Annotated in this window: 17 protein-coding genes and 1 pseudogene; 7 read left to right on the top strand and 11 right to left on the bottom strand. The window is 32.6% G+C overall.

What is annotated here, in order from left to right; all coding sequences use genetic code 11:
- Nucleotides 1-320 precede the first annotated feature (320 nt).
- Nucleotides 321-1,709, top strand: a complete 1,389-nt coding sequence (gene mnmE, locus B0A57_RS01465) for a tRNA uridine-5-carboxymethylaminomethyl(34) synthesis GTPase MnmE (protein WP_038466339.1) — start codon at nt 321-323, stop codon at nt 1,707-1,709.
- Between the two features lie 255 nt (nt 1,710-1,964).
- Here the strand turns inward: mnmE and B0A57_RS01460 are convergent, their stop codons facing one another.
- The gene (locus tag B0A57_RS01460; protein ID WP_011962785.1) at nt 1,965-2,615 is read right to left on the bottom strand and encodes an HAD family hydrolase; all 651 of its coding nucleotides are present in this window, start codon (nt 2,613-2,615) and stop codon (nt 1,965-1,967) included.
- Nucleotides 2,616-2,909: 294 nt separating this feature from the next.
- Here B0A57_RS01460 and B0A57_RS01455 point away from each other — a divergent pair, with 294 nt between their 5' ends.
- From B0A57_RS01455 to B0A57_RS01445, 3 genes are read left to right on the top strand one after another with little or no spacing between them, the layout of a single operon-like run.
- Nucleotides 2,910-3,452 carry an RNA polymerase sigma factor gene (locus tag B0A57_RS01455; protein WP_011962784.1) on the top strand — a complete coding sequence of 181 codons (543 nt, stop codon included), beginning with the start codon at nt 2,910-2,912 and terminating at the stop codon, nt 3,450-3,452.
- Nucleotides 3,453-3,482: 30 nt separating this feature from the next.
- Complete coding sequence (locus B0A57_RS01450) at nt 3,483-3,863, top strand: hypothetical protein (protein ID WP_011962783.1); 381 nt, start codon at nt 3,483-3,485, stop codon at nt 3,861-3,863.
- Between the two features lie 10 nt (nt 3,864-3,873).
- Nucleotides 3,874-4,332 (top strand): hypothetical protein, encoded by a 459-nt coding sequence (locus B0A57_RS01445; protein WP_011962782.1) that lies wholly within the window; start codon nt 3,874-3,876, stop codon nt 4,330-4,332.
- Nucleotides 4,333-4,484: 152 nt separating this feature from the next.
- Here B0A57_RS01445 and B0A57_RS01440 read toward each other — a convergent pair whose 3' ends face one another.
- Entirely contained in the window at nt 4,485-5,537 is a 1,053-nt protein-coding gene (locus B0A57_RS01440) for a WD40/YVTN/BNR-like repeat-containing protein (RefSeq protein ID WP_038467141.1), read from the bottom strand.
- Between the two features lie 122 nt (nt 5,538-5,659).
- Here B0A57_RS01440 and B0A57_RS01435 point away from each other — a divergent pair, with 122 nt between their 5' ends.
- Nucleotides 5,660-7,624: a KUP/HAK/KT family potassium transporter gene (locus B0A57_RS01435; RefSeq protein WP_034097887.1), complete on the top strand. Its 1,965-nt coding sequence runs from the start codon at nt 5,660-5,662 to the stop codon at nt 7,622-7,624.
- 10 nt (nt 7,625-7,634) lie between these two features.
- Complete coding sequence (locus tag B0A57_RS01430; RefSeq protein WP_011962779.1) at nt 7,635-8,498, top strand: bestrophin family protein; 864 nt, start codon at nt 7,635-7,637, stop codon at nt 8,496-8,498.
- A 459-nt stretch (nt 8,499-8,957) separates the two neighbouring features.
- Here the strand turns inward: B0A57_RS01430 and B0A57_RS12010 are convergent.
- A pseudogene (locus B0A57_RS12010) lies at nt 8,958-9,065 on the bottom strand (IS1595 family transposase); the annotation flags it as partial.
- A gap of 370 nt (nt 9,066-9,435) precedes the next feature.
- A complete protein-coding gene (locus B0A57_RS01425) occupies nt 9,436-11,628 on the bottom strand; it encodes an autotransporter outer membrane beta-barrel domain-containing protein (protein ID WP_080731693.1) in 2,193 nt (730 codons plus the stop codon).
- A 292-nt stretch (nt 11,629-11,920) separates the two neighbouring features.
- Between B0A57_RS01425 and B0A57_RS01420 the strand changes: the two genes are divergently transcribed.
- A complete protein-coding gene (locus B0A57_RS01420; RefSeq protein ID WP_034097883.1) occupies nt 11,921-13,807 on the top strand; it encodes a T9SS sorting signal type C domain-containing protein in 1,887 nt (628 codons plus the stop codon).
- 603 nt (nt 13,808-14,410) lie between these two features.
- Here B0A57_RS01420 and trxB read toward each other — a convergent pair.
- The 7 genes from trxB to B0A57_RS01385 form a co-directional block, all read right to left on the bottom strand.
- A complete protein-coding gene (gene trxB, locus B0A57_RS01415; protein ID WP_034097881.1) occupies nt 14,411-15,358 on the bottom strand; it encodes a thioredoxin-disulfide reductase in 948 nt (315 codons plus the stop codon).
- Between the two features lie 102 nt (nt 15,359-15,460).
- Nucleotides 15,461-17,008 carry a replicative DNA helicase gene (gene dnaB, locus B0A57_RS01410; protein WP_011962775.1) on the bottom strand — a complete coding sequence of 516 codons (1,548 nt, stop codon included), beginning with the start codon at nt 17,006-17,008 and terminating at the stop codon, nt 15,461-15,463.
- A 153-nt stretch (nt 17,009-17,161) separates the two neighbouring features.
- Nucleotides 17,162-18,115, bottom strand: a complete 954-nt coding sequence (locus B0A57_RS01405; protein WP_011962774.1) for an acetyl-CoA carboxylase carboxyltransferase subunit alpha — start codon at nt 18,113-18,115, stop codon at nt 17,162-17,164.
- A 195-nt stretch (nt 18,116-18,310) separates the two neighbouring features.
- Nucleotides 18,311-19,189 (bottom strand): DMT family transporter, encoded by an 879-nt coding sequence (locus B0A57_RS01400; protein ID WP_011962773.1) that lies wholly within the window; start codon nt 19,187-19,189, stop codon nt 18,311-18,313.
- Nucleotides 19,176-20,261, bottom strand: coding sequence for an LptF/LptG family permease (locus tag B0A57_RS01395; protein WP_034097879.1), 1,086 nt, complete (start codon nt 20,259-20,261; stop codon nt 19,176-19,178). Before B0A57_RS01395 ends, B0A57_RS01400 begins: the two co-directional genes overlap by 14 nt.
- A gap of 73 nt (nt 20,262-20,334) precedes the next feature.
- On the bottom strand, nt 20,335-21,465 hold the full coding sequence (gene tgt, locus B0A57_RS01390) for a tRNA guanosine(34) transglycosylase Tgt (RefSeq protein ID WP_011962771.1): 1,131 nt from the start codon (nt 21,463-21,465) through the stop codon (nt 20,335-20,337).
- 233 nt (nt 21,466-21,698) lie between these two features.
- Nucleotides 21,699-23,057, bottom strand: a complete 1,359-nt coding sequence (locus B0A57_RS01385; protein ID WP_034097877.1) for a S41 family peptidase — start codon at nt 23,055-23,057, stop codon at nt 21,699-21,701.
- Nucleotides 23,058-23,367 lie beyond the last annotated feature (310 nt).

The following is a 23,367-nucleotide window of genomic DNA, read 5'->3' as shown; positions in this document are numbered from 1 at the left end:
ATTTTACCACATAGAAACATCGAATTTGAAGCTTAAAAAAACGTGTGTCTATATTATAGAAAACAATCATAATAATTTTATTTACAGCGTTTTGCGTTAATAATTGACCTTAAAATTATTTTTAAGGCTTTCGTACGTCAAAATGCTGTTTATTGCAGAATTAAGCGTAGAAAACATAACCATGTCTTGAAAATTTATTTTCTAAAAACTCGAATTTTCTATGATCGCATGTCGCTATTTTTCTCGTTTTCCTATATATAGTAAAGTTAAAAAAGATACTCTTTTATTTTTATTACCTTTGCAGTTCCAAACCTCATCAAATGATTTACCACGATACTATAGTTGCCCTTGCCACACCTTCTGGTGCTGGTGCCATTGCTGTAATACGAATTTCTGGAAATAATGCAATAACCATTGCTTCGGAAGTATTTCAATCGGTTTCAGGCAAAGATATTACCAAACAAAAAAGCCATACCCTACATTTGGGTCATATTACAGATGGGACCAAAGTTTTAGATCAGGTATTATTATCTATATTTAAAGGAACAAATTCTTACACGGGCGAAAATACTATCGAGATTTCTTGCCATGGTTCTACTTATATCCAACAACAAATTATACAATTACTACTACGCAAAGGCTGTCGTATGGCACAAGCTGGAGAGTTTACGTTGCGCTCTTTTTTGAACGGAAAAATGGATTTATCGCAAGCCGAAGCCGTTGCCGATTTAATCTCCTCCGATAATGAAGCGGCGCACCAAATTGCAATGCAACAAATGCGGGGTGGTTTTTCGAACGAAATTGCCAAACTGCGTGAAGAACTGCTAAATTTTGCCTCCCTCATAGAATTAGAATTAGATTTTGCCGAAGAAGACGTAGAATTTGCCGATAGAACCCAATTTGATGATTTATTAAATCGAATCGAATTTGTATTAAAACGCTTAATAGATTCGTTTGCCGTTGGAAATGTTATTAAAAACGGAATTCCTGTAGCAATTGTCGGCGAGCCTAACGTAGGCAAATCGACATTATTAAACGCATTATTAAACGAAGAACGCGCCATAGTATCTGAAATTGCAGGCACTACCCGTGACACTATTGAAGACGAATTAGTCATTGGTGGCATAGGTTTTAGATTTATCGATACCGCTGGTATTCGAGAAACCAAAGATGTGGTAGAGAGTATTGGCATAAAAAAAACCTTCGAAAAAATAGAGCAATCTCAAGTGGTAGTTTTTCTTTTTGACAGTTCTGAGTTTAAGATTTCAGGACTAAAACTTAAAGTAGCATTAGAAAAAATAAAAAATCAGTTTCCATTGAAACCATTAATAATTATTGGTAATAAATCTGATAAACTTTCCGAAACTGAAATTCAAAATATAAAAACCGAGATTCCAGAAATCCTATTAATCTCAGCCAAAGAAAAATTAGGCGTTGAGGATCTAAAAAACCAATTACTTTCTTTTGTAAACACTGGTGCTTTGCGCAATAATGAAACTATTGTAACAAATACCCGTCATTACGATTCACTGCTAAAAGCGCTGGACGAAATTCAGAAAGTAAAATTTGGATTACAAACCAATTTACCATCCGATTTAATGGCTATAGATATTAAACAAGCCTTGTATTATTTTGGCGAAATAACAGGACAAGTTACTAATGATGAGTTGTTGGGTAATATTTTTGCTAATTTCTGTATCGGCAAATAAACTAAATTACGTTTGTTTAAAAAACAGATTTTTGTTATTTTATCATGCCAATTGAATAGAGCAGTTCCCTTTAATGAGATATAGGTTTTATTTTTATATTCATTAAAAACTATAAAAACATTTTCCTTAATATTTTCAGTTAAAGGGTATTGAATTTTATCAAATTCAGTTTCGATAAAAATAGTATTTGTTTTTTTATCTATTGCTGGAATTAATGAATATAATTTTATGTTACCTGCATATTCTAGCTATTGTCTAGCTTTTTAAGTTATTAATTTGTAAGTCTGCAAAGTGACTAATTACTTTATCTGCTAGCGAATAATCTTGTAATTTAGAATTTACGCTATCGTAACCTATACAATAAATTCCTGCTGCTTTTGCTGCTTTTATTCCGTTTGTACTGTCTTCTATAATCACACATTTTTCTTTTGGAGCCACAGATAATGCTGCGGCGTGTATAAAAATGGCAGGGTCTGGTTTAGATTTTGGAAAATCTTCGCCCGAAACTATATGGGTGAAATACTGGTGTAAATCGAATCGGGTAAAAACCCTATTGATGGTGCTTTTTGAGGCCGATGAGGCTACTATTAATTGTATGTTGTTAGCATACAAATCTTGAATTAGTTTTTGAACACCTGTTATGAGTTCTAAATCTGGTTTGGTATCGAAGGCTTGGTTAAATAAATGGCGCTTGCGTAAAATTAAGTCTTCGACATCGTGATTTAGGTTAAATTTTTCTTTTAGTTTCTGAAAAACATTGCGGGTAGAGTTGCCTGTTAGTGTAGCATACATTTCGGTAGAAACTTCGATGTTTAGTTCTGTGAAATGTTGGCTGTAGGCATAGTGGTGAACGGGTTCGGTATCGACTATTACGCCGTCCATATCGAAAATTACGGTTTGTATCATTTTTTTTTGCTTTGTAATAACAAATATACGAAGTTACCAAGGAATCTTGGGTTGCTTTTGTAGGAAAATTACAAGAAGGCGGTTTTATTGCTTTTTAGCCCTGATGGAAGCGGAAATCCTTTTTTTTGTGCGTATGAGTGCCTCGTGTTTTTACGGGGCACTCATACGCACAAAAAAAAGATTGTAGCAACAGCAGGAATATGGTTTGCAAGTTGGCGAAAATTTTCGCTTCGAAAAAAAATAGATTAAACCTTTTTAGATATCTTTAGTCTTACTTATAAAACAAACTTACTTTTGCACGACGAAAAAGATTTTATTGCTAAATTATTGAATCCTAAAACGCAAAATGATGCGTTTGGGCTGCTCTTGCAATTATACCAAAAACCGTTGTATTATCATGTAAGGAATATGGTTTTGAACCATGATGATGCAGATGATGTTTTGCAAAATACGTTTGTGAAAGTTTTTCGTAATCTACAAAATTTTAAAGGCGATAGCAAAATTTTTTCTTGGATGTATCGTATTGCAACTAATGAGGCTATTTCTTTTATGCAACAACGGGCTAAAAAAAATGGAATTTCGAGCCAGCAAACGCAACTAAAAGCGATAAATAAGCTGGAAAGTGATGTGTATTTTGATGGCAATGAGATGCATATAAAATTGCAAAAGGCAATTGCTAGTTTGCCTCAAAAACAACAATTGGTTTTTAAAATGAAGTATTTTGAAGATCTGAAATATGAACAAATTGCTGAAATTACAGGAACTTCGGTTGGTGGTTTGAAAGCTTCTTATTTTCATGCAGTGAAGAAAATTGAGGTTTTTTTGAAATTAGATTAAACCTTTTTATACAATAATAGTCTTAAGAATATGAAATATTTTGATTTTGATAACGGCACAAAAACAGATAACGGGTTTAGGATTCCTGAACACTATTTTGAACAGTTTGAAACTAAGATGATGAATTGCGTTCTTGAAAAAGAAGTTAAAGTTATTTCGGTTTTTGTGACTAGAAAATTTTGGTTTTCGGCAGTGGCAGCGGTCGTTGTATTTGGTTTATGTACTACCTTATATTTGAATAAGCTAAACACTAAAGGTATAAGTACCGAAGATTATTTAGCCTATGCAACAACTATAAGTACTGAAGATATTATTGAGCATTTATCTGATGATGACATTACTAAAATTGAAGAATCACTTAATTTATATGACCCAGAGATAACAAATTATGCTAAAGAATGTTTATACTAAAATTCCTAAAATGAAAAAAATAATTACACTCTTTTTACTGTTAGTTTGTGCTGTTAGTTTTGCTCAAGATTTTGAGAAAAGGGCGCAACGAGTAAAGGCACTTCGTGTGGCTTATATAGCTACTAAATTAGATTTAACTAGTCAGGAAGCTGAAAAATTTTGGCCTGTTTTTAATAAATTTAGTAATAACCAGATGGAATTGCATAAGCAAAAAAGACAGCTTATGATGAAGCTAAAACCTGAAAATACCGCAGGAATGTCTGACACAGCAACTTTAAAATTACTAAATGAATCTGAAAATATAGAATCTGATTTAGAGAGTAAAAAACGGCAGTTTATAAAAGACTTGCAAGGTCTAATACCGCCTCAGAAGATATTATTGCTAAAAAAAGTAGAAGAAGAGTTTAAAAGTACGCTTTTGAAAAAGTTTAATGAGAAACGAAATGATACACCGCCTCTAAGGGATTAAAAAAAACATCTGTCTGGTGCTGTACCAGTTGTTGTTTTTAAGACTCCTAAATAGTGATTCGTGATAATCTTTTTTTTTAACGCTCGCAATTAGCTACAGATAGTGCCATTAAAAAGCATAAGAAAACTACTAAACTATTTTTAGCGGTTTTTTTATTTAAATTTTATGCTTACAATTTTATTTTTTCCTGCAGCAATTGCTGTATTATTATTTAAAAATCTAAGGGTATAAAAATCGTTATCTGAAGATAATTTTTTCCATTTTTTTCCTGCATTTCTTGAGTAGAAAATTCCTGTTGCACTGACAACAACAAGTGATTTTCCGCCACTATTAGGCACATATTGAAGACAAGAAGCGTAACCAAAGCCTTGATTTTGGGACATGAGTTGCCATGTTTTTCCGCCATCGTTTGTGGTGGCTTTATTCTGAAGGTTTTGTTCTAATTTTTCGTAATTTCCGCCAGCAATAAAACCAATTTTCTGATTGTAGAAATCGGCAGTAAAAGAACCTGTCATAGTTTGCCCTTGCACCATTGGTGTTTCGAACGTTTGCCAAGTATTTCCTTTGTTTTCCGAATAAAAAACTCGAGCTTTTTTGCCACCAGAAATCATCCAAATTTTATTTTGTTTTATGACTAAATTGGTATTACTTGCTGCAAAGAAAGCTTCGCCATCATAGAACTTTGGTAGTTTCTCGCATGATATTTTTTGCCAAGTTTCTCCGCCATTTGTAGTTTTTATTATTGACGGACAGTTTTCCGTGGGATCCCCTATTGCTATTCCTTCATTATCATTAAAAAATTGCATCGAATCATAAAACACTTTTTCGTGATTTTCCTGATATACTAAGGTTACCTTATAGTCATTTTTTGAAATACGGTATAATAATGCAGGATTTGCTACGGATAAAATAAAAATATATTTAGAAGTCTGTGCGATACTTCTAAATTCGATTTTCAAATTTTCGTTTGTAATTTGTTTGCTATAATTTGCAGACGAATCGAGTAAAATAAATCCATAATTACCATTATTTGCTGCATACCAAACTTTATTATTATCTATTGTTAAGGCCCTACAACTAATTTTTTCTGTAAAAAGTGTATCGACTATAATCTTAGAAAATCTAGGATTTGAAATAAAATTTTCGGCCACCTTACACGAGTATAAAGCGCTAATAATCAACGAAATAAAAAATATATTTTTCATAAAAATAATTAAACATCCTAAATTACTGTTTTTTATACAATATAAATACATATTTTTAATAAAAATAACATTCAAATCAGATTAAATATTTTAATTTTGTACACTTTTTCAAATACAAAAAAATGAGTGCTTCATCACATCACGATCTACACAGCAAATTATCCCTTGGAGGAATTTTAGTAACATTAGGAATTATTTATGGAGACATAGGTACTTCGCCTCTGTATGTTATGAAATCTATTATAGGGCTACATACAATAAATCCAGAAGTTGTTTTGGGAGGAATTTCGGCCATTTTCTGGACACTTACACTACAAACTACGTTAAAATATGTACTAATAACCCTTTCGGCAGACAATCATGGTGAAGGTGGGATTTTTGCATTGTACGCATTAGTAAAACGAACCAAAGTAAAATGGCTCATCATTCCAGCCATTATTGGGGGAAGCGCACTTTTAGCAGACGGTATTATAACTCCTCCTGTTTCGGTAGCATCGGCTGTAGAAGGTGTTCGAACTTATTATCCTGATATAAATACGGTACCTATTGTAATAGCTATTTTAGTTGTTCTTTTTACCATACAACAATTTGGTACTAAACTAGTTGGTAAATTTTTTGCACCAATGATGATGATCTGGTTTGCGATGCTTGCAATTCTTGGAATATTACAAATTACCCAAAACACGAGTGTATTATGTGCCGTAAATCCTTATTATGCCTACAAATTATTAAGCATTCATCCTGATGGATTTTATGTATTAGGATTTGTGTTTTTATGTACAACAGGTGCAGAAGCATTGTATTCTGACATGGGACATTGCGGACGAAAAAACATTCGTATCAGCTGGATTTTTGTTAAAATAGCATTGCTTCTAAATTATTTTGGACAAGGAGCATATCTTATCAAACACGCAGGACATACTTTAAAAAGTATAAATGCTAATAATGGAAATCCCTTTTATTTAGTAATGCCAGAATGGTTTCAGCCATTTGGAATTGTAATCTCGACAATGGCTGCTGTTATTGCTTCGCAAGCACTTATTAGTGGTTCATTTACATTGATAAATGAAGCAATGCGATTAAATTTTTGGCCAAAAGTTAAAATTAAATACCCAACCGATTTGAAGGGTCAAATATACATTCCTTCTATAAATTGGTTATTACTTGCAGGTTGTATTGGTATTGTTTTACATTTTGAAGAATCTAGCAAAATGGAAGCCGCTTATGGCCTTGCTATAGTTTTGTGCATGATTATGACAACCATACTACTTACTTATTTTATGATACTTAAACGAATATCTTGGTTTATAATAGCACCTTTAATTTTGTTATACCTAGTTATCGAGTTTAGTTTCTTAATTGCCAATCTAGATAAGTTCCCACACGGTGGTTATGTTACCTTAATTATTGCATCAGCATTAACCTTTATAATGTCAATTTGGTATACTGCCAAAAAAATTAGTAAAAATTACACCAAAATTGTAAAAATACAAACTTATAAAAAAGTACTTGCAGAATTAAGTGTAGATTTATCTATACCTAAATATGCTACGCATTTGGTTTACATGACTAACGCCAATCGTGTAGATGAAATTGAAGAAAAAGTAATGTATTCTATTTTGCAAAAACGCCCGAAAAGAGCCGATTTGTATTGGTTTATACACATTAATATTACCAATGAACCGTATAAAAAAGAGTATAAAGTTACCGAAATTATAAAAAATGATTTATTTAGAATAGATTTTAACCTTGGGTTTAGAGAACCTACTAAAATTAATCTAATGTTTAAAGAAGTTATTAAAGATATGGTTGCTAAAGGCGAAGTAGATATTACAAGTCGTTACGAATCATTAAGTAAAAACAACATTATTGGTGATTTTAAATTTGTATTGTCTGAAAAATTCTTATCGAACGATAGCTTTATGCACTGGCACGAAAAACTAGTTATGAATACTTATTTCTTTTTCAAAAAAATGAGTTTATCGGAAGAACAAGCATTCGGATTAGATAGTAGTTCTGTAAAAGTTGAGAAATTTCCAATGGTACTTCACGCTCCAGAAAAAATTGAATTATGCCGAATTAAGTAAAAGTATAAATATGATCTCATATAATCCAAAAGAATGGTTCACGTTTATATTCAGATTTCATAAAGCAGATACATTTAGGAGTTTACTTCCGCTAATTAGTGGTATATCTTTATATTGTGCAATTATTGTTTATTTTATTTGCGATTATTTTAACCTAACAGATAGCGATCATCTAAAAAACATAACCATCATGCATACTATGCTTGGTTTTGTTATATCCTTATTATTAGTATTTAGAACAAATACTGCCTATGATCGCTGGTGGGAAGGAAGAAAACAATGGGGATCATTAGTAAATAATAGCAGAAATTTAGCACTAAAATTATCTGCTATTCTAACCGAAAAAGAAGATAAAATATTCTTCAAGAAAATCATACCATATTACGCACATGCTTTAAATTTACATCTTAAGAACCGTAATATTAGTCAAGAATTGTTTGAGGAATATAATATTAATGTCGATTTAAAAAAACACAAACCAAACCAAGTTGCAAAATTACTATTCAAAAAAATAAATGAGATTTATTTATCTAAAAAAATAACTGGCGAGCAGCTTTTATATATTAACATCGAAATTACATCGTTTACAGATATTTGTGGAGCTTGCGAAAGAATTAAAAATACACCAATACCCTTTTCATACAGCGTATTCATTAAAAAATTTATCTTTTTTTATGTAATGACTTTGCCAATAGGTTATGCTTTTATTTTAGGCTATTATACAATTCCTGTGGTAATTTTTATCCTTTATGTTCTAGCAAGTTTAGAATTAATTGCAGAAGAAATAGAAGAACCTTTTGGTAATGACCAAAACGATTTACCTACTGAAATAATTGCAGAAAACATTAAGAAAAATATCGACGAAATATTATAGTATTTATAAATACCTTTTTATTATTGAATTTACTGGAATAACAAATACACGGTTTGCGATTACAAGAAATGAGAGATCCTATCAAGTGATTCCGATTGTGAGATCCTCGTTGCTTGGAGTGAACTAATTTATTTTAATTTATTTCTAGATAAAATAGACGCTATCCTAAAAAGTGTGTACGTTGAAAATATAGGGGTTTGACTTTTTAATTAAAGTTGAAACCTTTTTTCAAAAACAGGTACCGTACCATATTGATGATGGGTTTGGACTTAATTTAAAGTTGGTTTTGTACTTGTGACATTAGTATTTAACCGAAAATTTCGACTTATTTAGTAGCAACAGTCGCCAAGACACGAGACATTTTTTGCTAAAATACAGACCATATTTCACTATAACGTATTCAATTTCAACACATTACACACAACCATCATTTATCACTAATGCGGTTTTGTCTACCTATTCCTCAACCTTTTTATTAATAGTTTCAGATTTTAAATCTTCTATAACTACTCTTTTTAGATAACCAATATTTCTGTTTGGTTTACCTTTTTTGGGTACAGAGATACTATCGCAACAAAGACTCACACATCTACCACATTTTTGCATTAAAATTTTAAATTTGTTTCTGAAAGTAATGGTCTGTGTATTGTACTTATTTACATTCAAATCTTAGCCAAGCCATTTGGACTTTAAACCACTCAACACAAGGGGTTTATTCAGGTATTTCTCGAAAAATTCAGGCAAATTCATGGCTCTTATTTAAAAGGTTATCTGTCGATAAAAATATAAGCTTTTTTAGCATTGGCACAAGTAACATACAGCCATAAAATGTTATTAAACTCTATTCATGAATTGTGCCAAAGTCTTTTTTTAAATAAAACCAAAAGCTGTCCGAAAAAATTATTTTCAGACAGCTTTTAATCATTTTTTTTGTTAGTTACTTTTCAGTTTTCTTTGTAACTAATTTGTCTTCTTTTAGTTTAGTAGGACCAATTGGCAGTCTTAAATTTTCAAATTCAGAGGTAATATTTCCGCTTGCGTCTTTCGAATCTGCACGGTTACCAACAATATGCCATGAAAAAGAAATATTCGATTTACCATTATTAACTTCTTTAACTTTAAAACCATTTATAGATTTTTCTGAAACAAATACACCATTACTATCTCCTTCTAATTGTATAAAAACTTTTAATGGGTGCTTATTATCTACTTTCAAAGAATTTGCTAAAATTTCGTCTAATATAATATACACCTCTCCATCATTTAGCTTACCAATCCCGTAATCTTCAAATAGTACTTCTGGGGCTTCTGGGCAAAACATAACTCGTGGTTTAGAATTTTTATCGGGAATAATAGTTGATGCTGCTCCGTTTCCTATTATTTTATAATTTGTACCAGCTCCACCAGTGGCATCATGATTGTATTTAATTCCTGCATAAGAGTAGGACGATGTTGTTATTCCCCCTTGAAAATATCCGCCGTACAATACATTTTGAGATGATAATATTCCATCAGGGCTTACGTTGTCTTTACCAGCTAATTTTGCAACAGCTGAAAAGTTATTTGTTGCAGAATTATTGTCAGAGTCTAGCACAAAATTTGCAGCAGCATGACCATTATATGCTGCGTTGCTTGGCGCTCCATTTCCACATGAACCGTACACTCCGTAGCCGTCAACATGAGAGCCAGAAATCCCAGCACCAATATTTGGAAAAAGGCTTGGCGGAGTAGCTCCTGAACTTCCTATTATTGCTGTTCCTGTGGCATTAGTGTTTTTTGCCCATATTGCATTTCCTTTACCTATAGCATCATCATTATTTATAGCTAATATTGCATCGTTTGAAGCACCAGTATGATTTACTTGTAGTTTTTCAAAGGCAGATGGAGCAGCTCCGGTATTAATTGTTACACTTCCATTAGAGCCAACTCTCATTTTTTCTGTATTATTTGTTCTTGTTACAAAATCGACAGCATCTGTTGTGCCAATAAAATTTGTGCCAGCTGTTGTGCCAGCGTTACCAGTTAGAGTCCAATCTAAACCGCCTGGCGAGCCTGCAAAAGCAACCCATTTAGTCCCATTCCAATAATACAATCCTGGCCCAACATTATTTGGAGAAACTCCTGCCGTTGCTGTGTTATAAATGGTTGTACCTGCAAGAATTGCTCCTCCTTGTGGGTTTGTAACAGGGACTTGAGTGTTTGAAGCTGTTAGAGCAACTCTAGGTGCTACAAAACCATAATTAGAAGCGCCAGCATTTATGTCTAATGCACCATTAGGAGTAGTTGTTCCTATTCCTACCGCCCCCGTATTAGTAATTCTCATTCTTTCATTAAAAAAAGGAGATACAGCTTTTCCTGTAGAGAATATAATCGATTTGGTGTTATTTGCATTGGCAATATGCATATCCTGACCGCTCCCAACAAAACTTACATCATTTGCATTACCTATATTGTAAGGTGTAGGGAAATTAAATGTTGAATTATTTATCCCTAACCAAGCAAAACCCGTAGTGCTACTACCGTTGTCAGCAGTAGCAGAATAACCACTTTGTGCTTGTATTCCTGTACTGGTATTTTGTATATTATATTGTAAATAATCATTAATACTTCCTGAGGCATTTACCACAGTATTTACTGTAGTTGTAGCCGCTGCAACATCTAGCTTTGTAGCTGGAATAGCTGTTCCTATACCCATATTTCCAGCGCTAGTAACTCTTGTTTTTTCGGTGTTGTTTGTTCTTGTTACAAAATCTATTGCATCTGTAGTACCAACAAAATTTGTTGTAGCTACTGTTCCAGAATTACCCAAAATAGTCCAGTCGCTACTTGTAACTCCTGTTGCAACACGCACCCAAAGAGCGCCATCCCAATAATAAAAACCTGGAGTCACTTGGTTAGGACCAACTGCGGAGGTAAAGTTATTGTAAACCAATTCAGAAACAGTTGGGGTTAGTATTGTGGCAACGTTTGTTGCAGATAATGACAAACGTGGTATTAGTATTCCATCATTAGTAGAAGTGATATCTAATGCGCCAAAAGGTGCCGTTGTACCTACTCCAACTTGCGCTTGTAAACTGCTAAATGAGACTATCATCATAATGATGATACAAGTAAAGTGTAATTTTTTCATAATTCATCAATTTTAGGTTAAGAGATTTGTTTAAGTTTAAAAATTATATTAAAAAATAATATTTATATCATAAATACAACAATTTACATGTGTTTTACGTAAAAATATCATTCTTTTTTATAACCACCAAGTTTTAAATCATAAAATATTGAAATATAGTATTTTATCTATGATTATTGCATTTCGTCCCTATTTTGTTTTTATTTGAAATATTTTCATTTGACTGTATTGAAAAGTTCATATTTTTTTCTTATTTTTGTTTTCATCAACTACTTTAAAACATCATAAACCCATGAGATACAACTATTTATTATTGTTATTCTTAGTCGGAATAACTTCGCAAGCTCAGCTGTATGTAAGTAATAATACAGATGTTTATGTTAACAATCAATTTGTTTATGTAACTGGTAAAGTAGCGTTAAATGCAGGAGCAAGTAATTTGTATTTAAGAAATCAATCGCAATTACTGCAAGGAAATTTAGTTTCAGGTGCGGCAAAATTACCAGGCGGCGAGAATACTGGCTTAGGTGCTTTGTCTGTTTATCAAGAAGGAACGGTAAATAACTTTCAGTATAACTATTGGTGTTCGCCAGTAGGCGGTTCCCTTGCAGTTGCAGGGAACTCTCCTTTCTCTATTACACAATTAGGTGTTCCTACTACGGCTACAGGAACTACTCCAGCTACAATTTTAGCTTTAGGTAATCATGACGGAGTTTCTGGAACAGGCACATTATCTATAGCGCCTTATTGGGTGTGGAAATACACAACAGCTTCAACATACGCCCAATGGATACTTGTAGCTTCGGCTCCAATTCTAGCAGCAGGAGAAGGGTTTACGATGAAAGGCACAAGTGGCTCAGATGCAACAATACCACCCTCAGAAACTACTGCAAACAAAGTCTCAGGAGCAGGACAACGATATGATTTTAGAGGAAAACCAAATGACGGAACTATAAATGTACCTGTTACAAACGGAACGCTTACACTTACAGGAAATCCTTATCCGAGTGCAATAGATATGCGCATATTTTTATTTAGAAACCCAGGACCAGATTTATCTTTCGGAACTGCAGATGATGGCCCTCTAGAAAATCCGCTTTGTGACGGAACCGCTTTATATTGGGAACATGACAAAACAGTAAATTCGCATCTTTTGGCAGCATATAAAGGAGGATACGGTATCTATAATGGCGCCACAGGCGTTTATACTCCTGCACTTTTTTTTGCTTATGATGGTGCGGGTACTCAGCTAGCAGGATCTACAGGGGCTGGCACTATAAAAGAAAGAAGATTTGCACCCATAGGGCAAGGATTTATGTTAAATGGCATAGGAGCAGGTAATGTGCAATTTAAAAACACCCATCGTGTGTACAGAAAAGAAGGTTTACTAACAAATTCTGAATTTGAAAGAACCACTGCTACTGCGAGTGAATTTTATGAAGATATCCCAAATATTGCAGGGATAGATTATACTAGGATGAGCAAATTACCAACGCCACACATAAAAATTAACACATTACTAAACAATCAGGGAATTAGACAAGTAGATTTGGCCTTTATGGATTCGGCAATAGATGGAGTAGACAGGGCCGATTCACGATCTCCCGATGCAGAAGAAAGTTTGCCTTCCGACATGTATTTTGCGCTAGATAATTCAGAATATGTCTTATCTACCACTAGTTTTAATATAAATAAAAAATTCGCTGTGGGATTTAAAAATAGTACAGAGGCTACTTTTAGAGTTAAAGTACTAGAATTTGTTAATTTTGATGGTGCTCAAAATGTTTATTTACACGACAAAATAACAGATTTATATCACGATATAAAAAATTCAGAATATGAATTTTCTCTTCCAGCAGGTGTAAATAATAATAGATTTGAAGTTACATTCATAAATAATACGTTGAGTACTACTAACAATGTAGCTGCTGATTTTGATGTCTTTCAAAACAATGGAAACCAGCTTTTAACTATAAAAAACCCAAAAGTAATAAACTTAAAATCTTGTACTTTATACGATATTTCTGGAAAAACAATACTATCGAAAACAAATTTAGGGTCTAATTCTACTTACGAATATAATACAGCAGGATTAAGCGAAGGGATTTATATCGTAAAACTAATTACAGAGGCAAATCAGGAAATCTCTAAAAAAATATCTATTCTTAATAAAAAATAAAGATTAAACTAACTCATGATTATGTTTTGCAACATAAATTTCGTTAGCTCTTTTTTATTTACAAAATAAGTTTAAATCTATTCAATATTAAAATAAAAGGCTTAATTTTATTCATTACAGCATTTTGCCTTAGGAATTGAAGTACAAATCATTTTTGAGGCTTTTGTTGCCTCAAAAAGATTACTTCATTATATTTTTTATAGGAGTTTAGCGAACTTGGTTTGTAATGTAAAGCTGGATCCTTACGGTAATGCCCAAATAATGAAATTTAAAAATGCTGTTTATTGTAGAATTAAGCCAAATAAAATAACAATCCTTCAGGTAAAACGAAAAACATTTAAAAATTTGTTTTTTATTTAAATTTGAGACTTCTCTCTATATTTTTTACTTGAACAAAAAAAGCATAAGATTACAATAGCGTTTGTATATTTACAAAAAAACATTAAGATTTAATTTCTTAATGTTTTTTTTGTACAAATAGTAATACCAATTTAGTGGTCAAAAAAATTAAAATAGTTTTTTTATGATACTACTCATTTTTATGACAACAATAAACGTAAATATTTACTTTTTAGCTGTAATAGCTTAATTTAATTTGTAATATTACTCTTTTGAAGCTAAATATCTTTCTGCATCTAAGGCAGCCATACAGCCAGTTCCAGCAGCAGTAATAGCCTGACGGTAAACGTGGTCTGCAGCATCGCCTGAAACAAAAACACCCGCAACATTAGTTTTAGATGATCCAGGAGTATTTACAATATAACCTGTTTCGTCTAGAGTAATGTAGTCTTTAAAAATATCAGTATTTGGCTTGTGTCCAATTGCTACAAAGAAACCTGTTGCTTCAATATCAAAAATAGCTCCAGTCGTTTTGTTTTTTGCCTTTACAGCGGTTACTACTTGACCATCGCCTAAAACTTCAACAGTATCATGGTTCATTAAGATGGTAATATTTTCGGTTTTACGCACACGGGCTTCCATAATTTTTGAAGCTCTAAATTGTTCGCTACGAACTAACATCGTAACTTTTTTACACATTTTAGATAAATAATGTGCTTCTTCACAAGCTGAATCTCCTGCTCCAACAATAACAACTTCTTGGTTGCGATAGAAAAATCCGTCGCAAATGGCACAAGCCGAAACGCCACCACCTGTTTTTAGATAATGTTGCTCTGAATCTATTCCTAGATATTTTGCAGTTGCCCCTGTTGAAATAATTACTGTCTCGCAGTGTAATTCTTTTTCATCATTTATCCATACTTTATGAATATCTCCTGAAAAATCTACTTTTGTAGCCCAACCAACACGAATATCAGTTCCGAATCTTTTTGCTTGTGCTTCTAGACCAATCATCATTTCCGGACCAGTAATCCCTTCTGGATTTCCAGGAAAATTCTCTACTTCATTAGTTGTAGTAAGCTGACCTCCAGGCTGTATTCCTTGGTACAAAACTGGATTCATATTTGCCCTAGCAGCATATATTGCAGCTGTGTAACCCGCAGGTCCTGATCCTATAATTAGGCATTTTATTTTTTCGATTGTATCTGACATAATATTTGTTTTAATGAAGGTACAAATGTAAACTTTATTACAAAAATTCCGCTTTTAATAAATTGAAAAAACTTATTTGTTTATAGAGAAATGCTTTTATTATTAAAATGGAACTTCGCTATCGTCATCAAAATTATTAGAACTACTTCCAAAAGCTTCATTAGCAGAGGGTAAGTTTTTAGTTTGAAAAGGGTTATCGTCTTGACCTAAATTCATACCCGATGGTAAGTAATCATCTCCGCCTGAATAATCTTCAAGATTGTCAAACTTACCTAAATTACCAATAAATTTGAGTCTTACGTTTTCTAAGCTACCATTACGGTGTTTGGCTATAATAAATTCGGCCTGACCTTGTGTTGGCGAGTGTTCATCGTCGTCCCATTCGTCTATTTTATAATATTCTGGACGGTAAATAAAGGATACAATATCTGCGTCTTGCTCGATTGCTCCAGATTCACGAAGGTCAGAAAGTAAGGGTCGTTTGCTAGATCCACGTGTTTCTACCGCACGAGATAATTGCGAAAGTGCAATTACGGGAACTTCTAATTCTTTTGCTAATGCTTTAAGATTTCGAGAAATTGTCGAAATTTCTTGTTCACGATTTCCAGGTCCTTTTCCGCCACCAGCGGTCATTAATTGAAGATAATCGACGATAATGATTTTTATATCGTATTGCGATTTCAAACGTCTGGCTTTGGCACGCAAATCGAAGATAGAAAGCGATGGCGAATCATCTATATACAAGGGTGCTTTTTCTAGATCTTTTACCTTAACGCTCAATTGTTCCCATTCGTGTTTTTCGAGTTTTCCTGTTCTTAATTTTTCTGATGACAAGCCTGTTTCCGAAGATATAAGACGTGTTATTAGCTGTACAGAAGACATCTCTAGAGAGAACAATGCTACGGCATGACCAAAATCTATGGCTACATTTCTTGCCATAGATAATACAAATGCCGTCTTACCCATACCTGGACGTGCTGCAATAATAATTAAATCTGACGGTTGCCAACCTGAGGTTACTTTGTCTAGTTTTTCGAAACCTGTTGCAATACCTGAAAGTCCTTCTTTTCCTGCAATTTCTTCAATTCTCTTTTTGGCTTGAATTACTAAACTTTGGGCCGTTTCAGAACTTCTTTTTATATTTCCTTGTGTTACTTCATATAATTTCGATTCGGCTTTGTCTAGTAAATCGAAAACATCTGTCGATTCGTCGTAGGATTCTTCGATAATTTCTGAAGATATTTTTATCAGACTTCGTTGAATGTATTTTTGAAGAATAATTCTGGAGTGAAATTCGATATGTGCCGAAGATGATATTTTTTGGGTAAGTTGTATTAGATAAAAATCGCCTCCAGCCAAATCTAGTTTGCTCATTTTTCGCAATTGAGCAGAAACTGTAAGCAAATCGACGGGTTGAGAATCATTAAATAGTGTAACGATGGCTTCAAAAATATATTTGTGTCCGTCTTTATAAAAAGCGTCAGCTTGGAGAATATCAATAACCTCGTCAACCCCTTTTTTATCTATCATCATAGCACCAAGCACAGCTTCTTCTAAATCGAGAACTTGCGGTGGCAGTTTTCCTTTTTCTAGGTTTATAATCGCAGTTTTATCTACTCTTACAGGGTTTACATTCTTAAAATTTTCCATATTGCAAATTTAGGCTTTAATACTATCTAATTGAAATAAAAACAATCATTAGGTTGTGAATAACTTGTGTTAACTGCTTTTTATTTGGGCTAACAATGAAAAAAAACCGCCTTATTACTAACAAGGCGGTTTTTATATAGTATAAGTATGGTTTTACTCGTTGTATTCGCCCATTTTACTGTATTTATCCATTCTTTGAGCAACTAAATCAGTTGTTGATAAGTCTTTTAATTCATTAAAAGCTTTTAGAATATATTCCTCGACCGTTTTGAAAGCAGTTGCTTTGTCATAATGTGCTCCTCCTAGTGGCTCTGGGATAATATCATCTACTATTTTTTGTCTTTTCATATCGGCTGAAGTTAGTTTTAAGGCTTCGGCTGCTTGTTCTTTGTATTCCCAGCTTTTCCATAAAATAGAAGAACATGATTCTGGAGAAATTACAGAATACCATGTGTTTTCCATCATTAGTACTCTGTCTCCAACACCTATTCCTAATGCACCGCCTGAGGCTCCCTCGCCTATTATTACGCAAATAATTGGCACTTTGAGCCTTGCCATTTCAAGAATATTTCTTGCAATTGCTTCTCCTTGTCCTCTTTCTTCTGCTTCAATTCCTGGAAATGCTCCTGGGGTATCTATTAGTGTAACGACTGGGATGTTAAATTTTTCTGCCATTTTCATTAATCGCAGGGCTTTACGATAACCTTCTGGATTTGGCATACCAAAGTTACGAAATTGTCGCATTTTTGTATTAATTCCTTTTTGTTGTCCTACAAACATAAAAGACTGGTCTCCTATTTTCCCTAGGCCGCCAATCATGGCTTTGTCGTCTTTGAAGTTTCTATCTCCAAAAAGTTCGAGAAAGGTTCCTTTTGTTAGGTTCGTAATATGTTCTAGGGTGTAAGGACGGCTGGGATGGCGTGACAATTGTACGCGTTGCCAAGCGGTAAGATTTCCGTATATATCTTTTTTTGTGTCTTCGAGTTTTTGGCTTATTTGTTTACAGGTTTCTGTAACATCTACGTTGGATTCTGTTCCTATTATTTGACATTTGTCTAATTGTTCTAGGAGTTCTTTTATTGGTAATTCAAAATCTAAATATTCCATAAGATTTTTGTATTTTGTTTAGGTTTGAAAAGCAAAGATAGTTTTAAATTTAAAGATTGAAAAATTTAAATTTTGAAAAATTTTGTTTCTTTTAGTTTAGATGCCCTAGCCCAGATGGAAGGGAAAATCCTTTTCTTTTTTTTCTTTAAAAAAAGAAAAGATTGGAATGACAGCTGGAAATAGCTCCTAAAAAAATTACTTTTTTCTGTTCTTGAAAACGCCATTGAGAATTACCGTTGATAAGATGATTAAGGCGCCTATGTAAAATTGTGTGCTCATTTTTTCTTTGTCATTGAAGATAATTAGGGCTAAAATTATGCCGTAAATAGGTTCGAGATTGATGGTGAGCATTACGGTATAGGGGCTTAGGTATTTCATAACACCTATCGAGGCTATAAATGCGTATGCGGTGCAAAATGAGCTTAAAACGAGTAACCAAAGTAAATCATTTGTTGAAAGCTGGAAGAAACTAGTTGTAAAATTTTGGTTGAACAACATAAATATTGATAATGATAGTAAACCGCCTAATATTTCGTAAAATGAGATTATAGTGGCATCGTATTTGATTGCATATTTCCCGTTTATTACTGAAAATGAGGCTGATAGAAATGCTGATGATAATGCCAAAATTATTCCGTAAACATAATTTCCTTCTACTTGAAAAATAATATACAATCCTATAATTACGATTAGTCCGAAGAGAACTTCGTAAAAAATGACTTTTCGCTTGTAAAATATAGGTTCTAATATTGAGGCAAAAAAAGCGCCTGTTGCTAAACATGCTAGTGTGACCGAGATATTAGATTCCTTGATTGCCTTAAAGAAAGTGAGCCAGTGTAAGGCGATGATTAAGCCTGCAAAGAGAAGTCCTACTATTGTTTTTTTGGGGAGTTTTAGTGGCTTTTTTTTGAATGCTATAAATAGTATGATAAATGCCAAGGCAAAAGCCATCCGGTACCAAACTAATGGTAAGGCTTCTAGTGAGATTAATTTGCCTAATATTGCTGTAAATCCCCAAATAAATACGATTAAATGAAGTTTGAGGTAACTTTGAATGTTTTTATCTTTTTGCATTTCGGAGTAAGTAAAAAGCTAAGATTCCAAAAATGAAATTAGGAATCCAGATTGCTATTATTGGTTCTATTGAGGATTTTTCTGCTAGTGTTGCAAATATTTTATCTAAAAAAATATAGCTAAAAGCGATGGCAATGCCTATGGCTAGGTTTATTCCCATACCGCCACGGCGTTTCATAGAAGAAACAGCTACTGCGATAATGGTTAAGATGAATGCTGAAATTGGTATGCTATATTTCCTGTATTTTACGACTAAATAGGTGTTTATATTTGCCGATCCTCGTTTTTTTTCTTTTTCTATAAATTTGTTTAAATCGGTAAAGCTTAAAGTTTCTGCGATATAAACTACTGGCGTTAAATCTTCTAAATCGAAATTAAACTTCATTGGTTTAGAGTTTTCTGTTTCTATTTTATCGTTTAATGCACCTACGGTTCTTTTGCTATAATTTAATAACGTGTAGGTTTTTTCTTTTGAATTCCATTGTATTGATGAGGCAGAAATTTTGTACACTAAATTTTCTGCATTAAATTTTTCGAAAACAAAATTGTATGCTGTTTTTGCTTCTATATCGAAATTGCTTACATAAATAAATTCTGTTTCGCTAATTTGCCTGTAAACATCGTTAGTTTCGCGCATTTCGTCTTTCCCGTTTCCTATTAGGTATAAGTATCTGAAATTTTTAAATCCTTCACTGGCTTTGGGTGCAAGAAAAAAACCCATAAGTAATGCAAAAAATGATACTATTGTTGCGCCAATAATATAAGGTCGTAAAAATCTGCTAAAGGAGATTCCGGAACTTAAAATGGCAATAATCTCGGTATTATTAGCTAATTTAGCAGTAAACCAAATGATAGACAAAAAAAGAAAAATGGGAAATAAAAAGTTTGTAAAATAAATTATAAAATCTACATAATAGGACAAAACCTTATCTATAGGAACCTTGTTTTCGAGTATTTTGTTTATCTTTTCGGCAATATCGACCGTAATTCCTATAGGAATAAACAAAAGCAACATCACTAAAAAAGTGGCTAAATATCGTTTAAGAATGTATTTATCTAGTATTGTTAGCATTCAGGTTTTTGGTTTTGGTTTTTGGGTTTTGGCAAAGTCCTAAAACCTAATACCGCTAAACCCAACACCTAATTTACAATCTTTGGCTCATATTCTTAACCATCATATCTTTCCACTCACGAAAATCTCCGGCTATAATATGTTTTCTAGCCTCACGAACCAACCACATATAAAAACCAAGATTGTGTATTGTAGCAATTTGCTTACCAAGGTATTCGTTTGCGGCAAAGAGATGACGCAAGTAAGCTTTAGTATATTCGGTATCTACAAAGGTAATTCCCATTTCATCTACTGGAGAAAAATCGGCTTCCCATTTTTTATTTTTTATATTTATCGTTCCATTAGCCGTAAATAACATTCCGTTACGAGCATTTCTGGTAGGCATCACACAATCGAACATATCAATACCTAAGGCAATATTCTCTAAAATATTTATTGGTGTTCCCACGCCCATCAAATATCTAGGTTTATCTTCTGGCAAAATAGCCGTTACAATTTCGGTCATGGCATACATTTCCTCTGCTGGTTCTCCAACTGATAATCCTCCAATGGCATTTCCTTGGGCACCAGCATTAGCAATATATTCTGCAGATTGTTCTCGCAAATCCTTATAACAACTTCCTTGTACAATTGGAAAAAAAGTTTGCTCATACCCATATTTAAAGGGCAATTTATCTAAATGATTAATACATCTATCTAACCATCTATGGGTCATTTTCATCGAGCGCTGGGCATAGCGATAATCGCAAGGATAGGGCGTACACTCATCAAAAGCCATTATAATATCTGCCCCAATGGTACGCTGAATTTCCATTACATTTTCGGGTGTAAAAAAATGATAAGAACCATCTATATGCGATTTAAACTTAACCCCCTCTTCCTTAATTTTTCTATTAGCCGAAAGAGAATATACTTGATACCCACCAGAATCAGTCAAAATATTTCTGTCCCAATTCATAAATTTATGCAAACCACCTGCTTTTTCAAGAATATCGGTTTTCGGACGCAAATACAAATGATACGTATTTCCTAAAATAATATCAGGATTTATTTCTTCTTTAAGCTCTCTCTGGTGCACCCCTTTTACAGATGCAACCGTACCAACAGGCATAAAAATAGGAGTTTCAATCACGCCATGATCAGTTGTTATACTACCTGCTCTGGCTTTTGTTTGCGGATCTTTTTTAAGTAAATCAAATTTCATAACCGCAAATATAAAATAATTATGAATTATGAATTGTGAATTATGAATTTAATTAACAATTTTAATTTTAGGGCGTGCCCCGAAAAGGGTCGGGCTTTCCGCTTGTAGTCCTCGCACTTCCTTCGTCAGGCTGTGGGCTACCGCTGCAATCCCTCACGCAAAAAACAAAAAAGCAACACAATATTGCCTCAAAAACCAAACTTTACAACCCTTTACACAACTGGCAGATGATTTTATTTTAACAATTCTATTATATCTTCTTTTGACATATTATACAAATCAATAGCTATATTTGGAATTAGTTTGTTGTGCTCTGTTTTCCCCGATGGCCTAATCCATTCTTTTACTCCAAATCTAAAATATAGGTCGGTATTCGGTGTAGTAAATCCAATTAACTCGCCAAAATGATTTGGATGTCCTTTACTTGGCGTTTTACCTATTACCGTTGCTAATTTATTATCTAACACCATCACCGCAAACATCATAGCACTAGAAAAAGTATTTTCACCAACTAAAACGTAAGTTTTACCATTAAACCTATTCTTATTTTTTAATGGTTTATTTTCGTCCGAAACAAATGGTAATATTTCTCCATTTTGCAATTTCTCATAAGGCGCATATTCAGAATTATTATTTTTCATTAAGTCCGAATACTCTTTGCTTTTTTTCCACTTACCGCCATAATCTTTGTACTTTTTATCTGAAAAATAATCGATTAGTAAATTTCCAATTTCAGAATTTCCTCCACTATTATTACTAACATCAATAATTAATTTTTGAACTTTATCTTTTTTAATTTTCGAAAAAACAGAATCAATTTTTAACTCCCATTTATCATATTTTAGCTCTTTATCATTAAATGTATTTATCGTCAAATAACCAAAATTTTTAATTTTTTCATATTTCAAAATCGAAATATCAGTATCTGTTTTCTTTGTTTTCTGAATATTCTTGCTTAATACTTCCCAGTTTTGTCCTTTAATTAATGTTGCTTTTCCACTTTTAAATTTTAAATTAAAATCATCTGTTATAAAAAAACAAAATTTCGACAAATAAAACCATAACTTTTCTATTGCAATAGTTTTTCGTTCTTCTGAAACTCCAAAAACTTGATTTGAACAACCATCGATAATAGATTGAATAGAAAACTCATTTATTGACAATAATTCATCTCCATTGGCTATACTTTTACCACTATAATTTTCAGTTAAAATCACTTTTTGATTTTCATACTTAAATCTCAAAGGAAAAAATGTAAGACTATTTTTTATGCTGTCAGTTATACAAAAATCATTTAAAGCGCTATGCTCATCATTTAATTTTACAAAAATTGGTTTTGCTAAAAAATAAAAGTCTTTTTGTGTCATCCCTTCTTCTAAAGAATTTTCAACTTGAATTATACTTTTTTCGAACTCTTCTTTTGAAATTTCTGTAAATGGATTTATATGTGCATTTAATATTTTTTCTTTTATAAATTCAATATCAGCGACTAATTCACATTTAGTGAATTTTTTATTATAAAATTCATTACAAACTTTTTGCCCAAATGCTAGATTAGTAATAAATACTACAATAATTATTTTTAATTTCATTTCTTTCTTTTATTTCTATCCCTGCCTTTCTCCTACCAACTTTCTGATATTCTTCATAACAATAAAATTTTCCTATCTAACCATATTATTGCTATTCGTATATTTAATTTAAATACTTGTTTGTAGCTATTCCAATTTCATCAATATTTATCATTCAAACAATAAAAATGCGTTTTCTAAACTTTTCGTATCAACCTCCTCTATTTAACTAAAAAAGGTTAAATTTTCGTAAATAACTTAAAAATAAACTACTTTTTTTATGTAATTTTTATTTTCATACCAATTTAGCTTTAAAAATACTGTAATATTT

Origin of the sequence: Flavobacterium psychrophilum DSM 3660 = ATCC 49418, from assembly GCF_002217405.1 — a bacterium.
GTDB lineage: Bacteria > Bacteroidota > Bacteroidia > Flavobacteriales > Flavobacteriaceae > Flavobacterium > Flavobacterium psychrophilum.
Note: the sequence above shows the minus strand (reverse complement) of the source record. Positions and strands in the feature narration are given on the sequence as shown.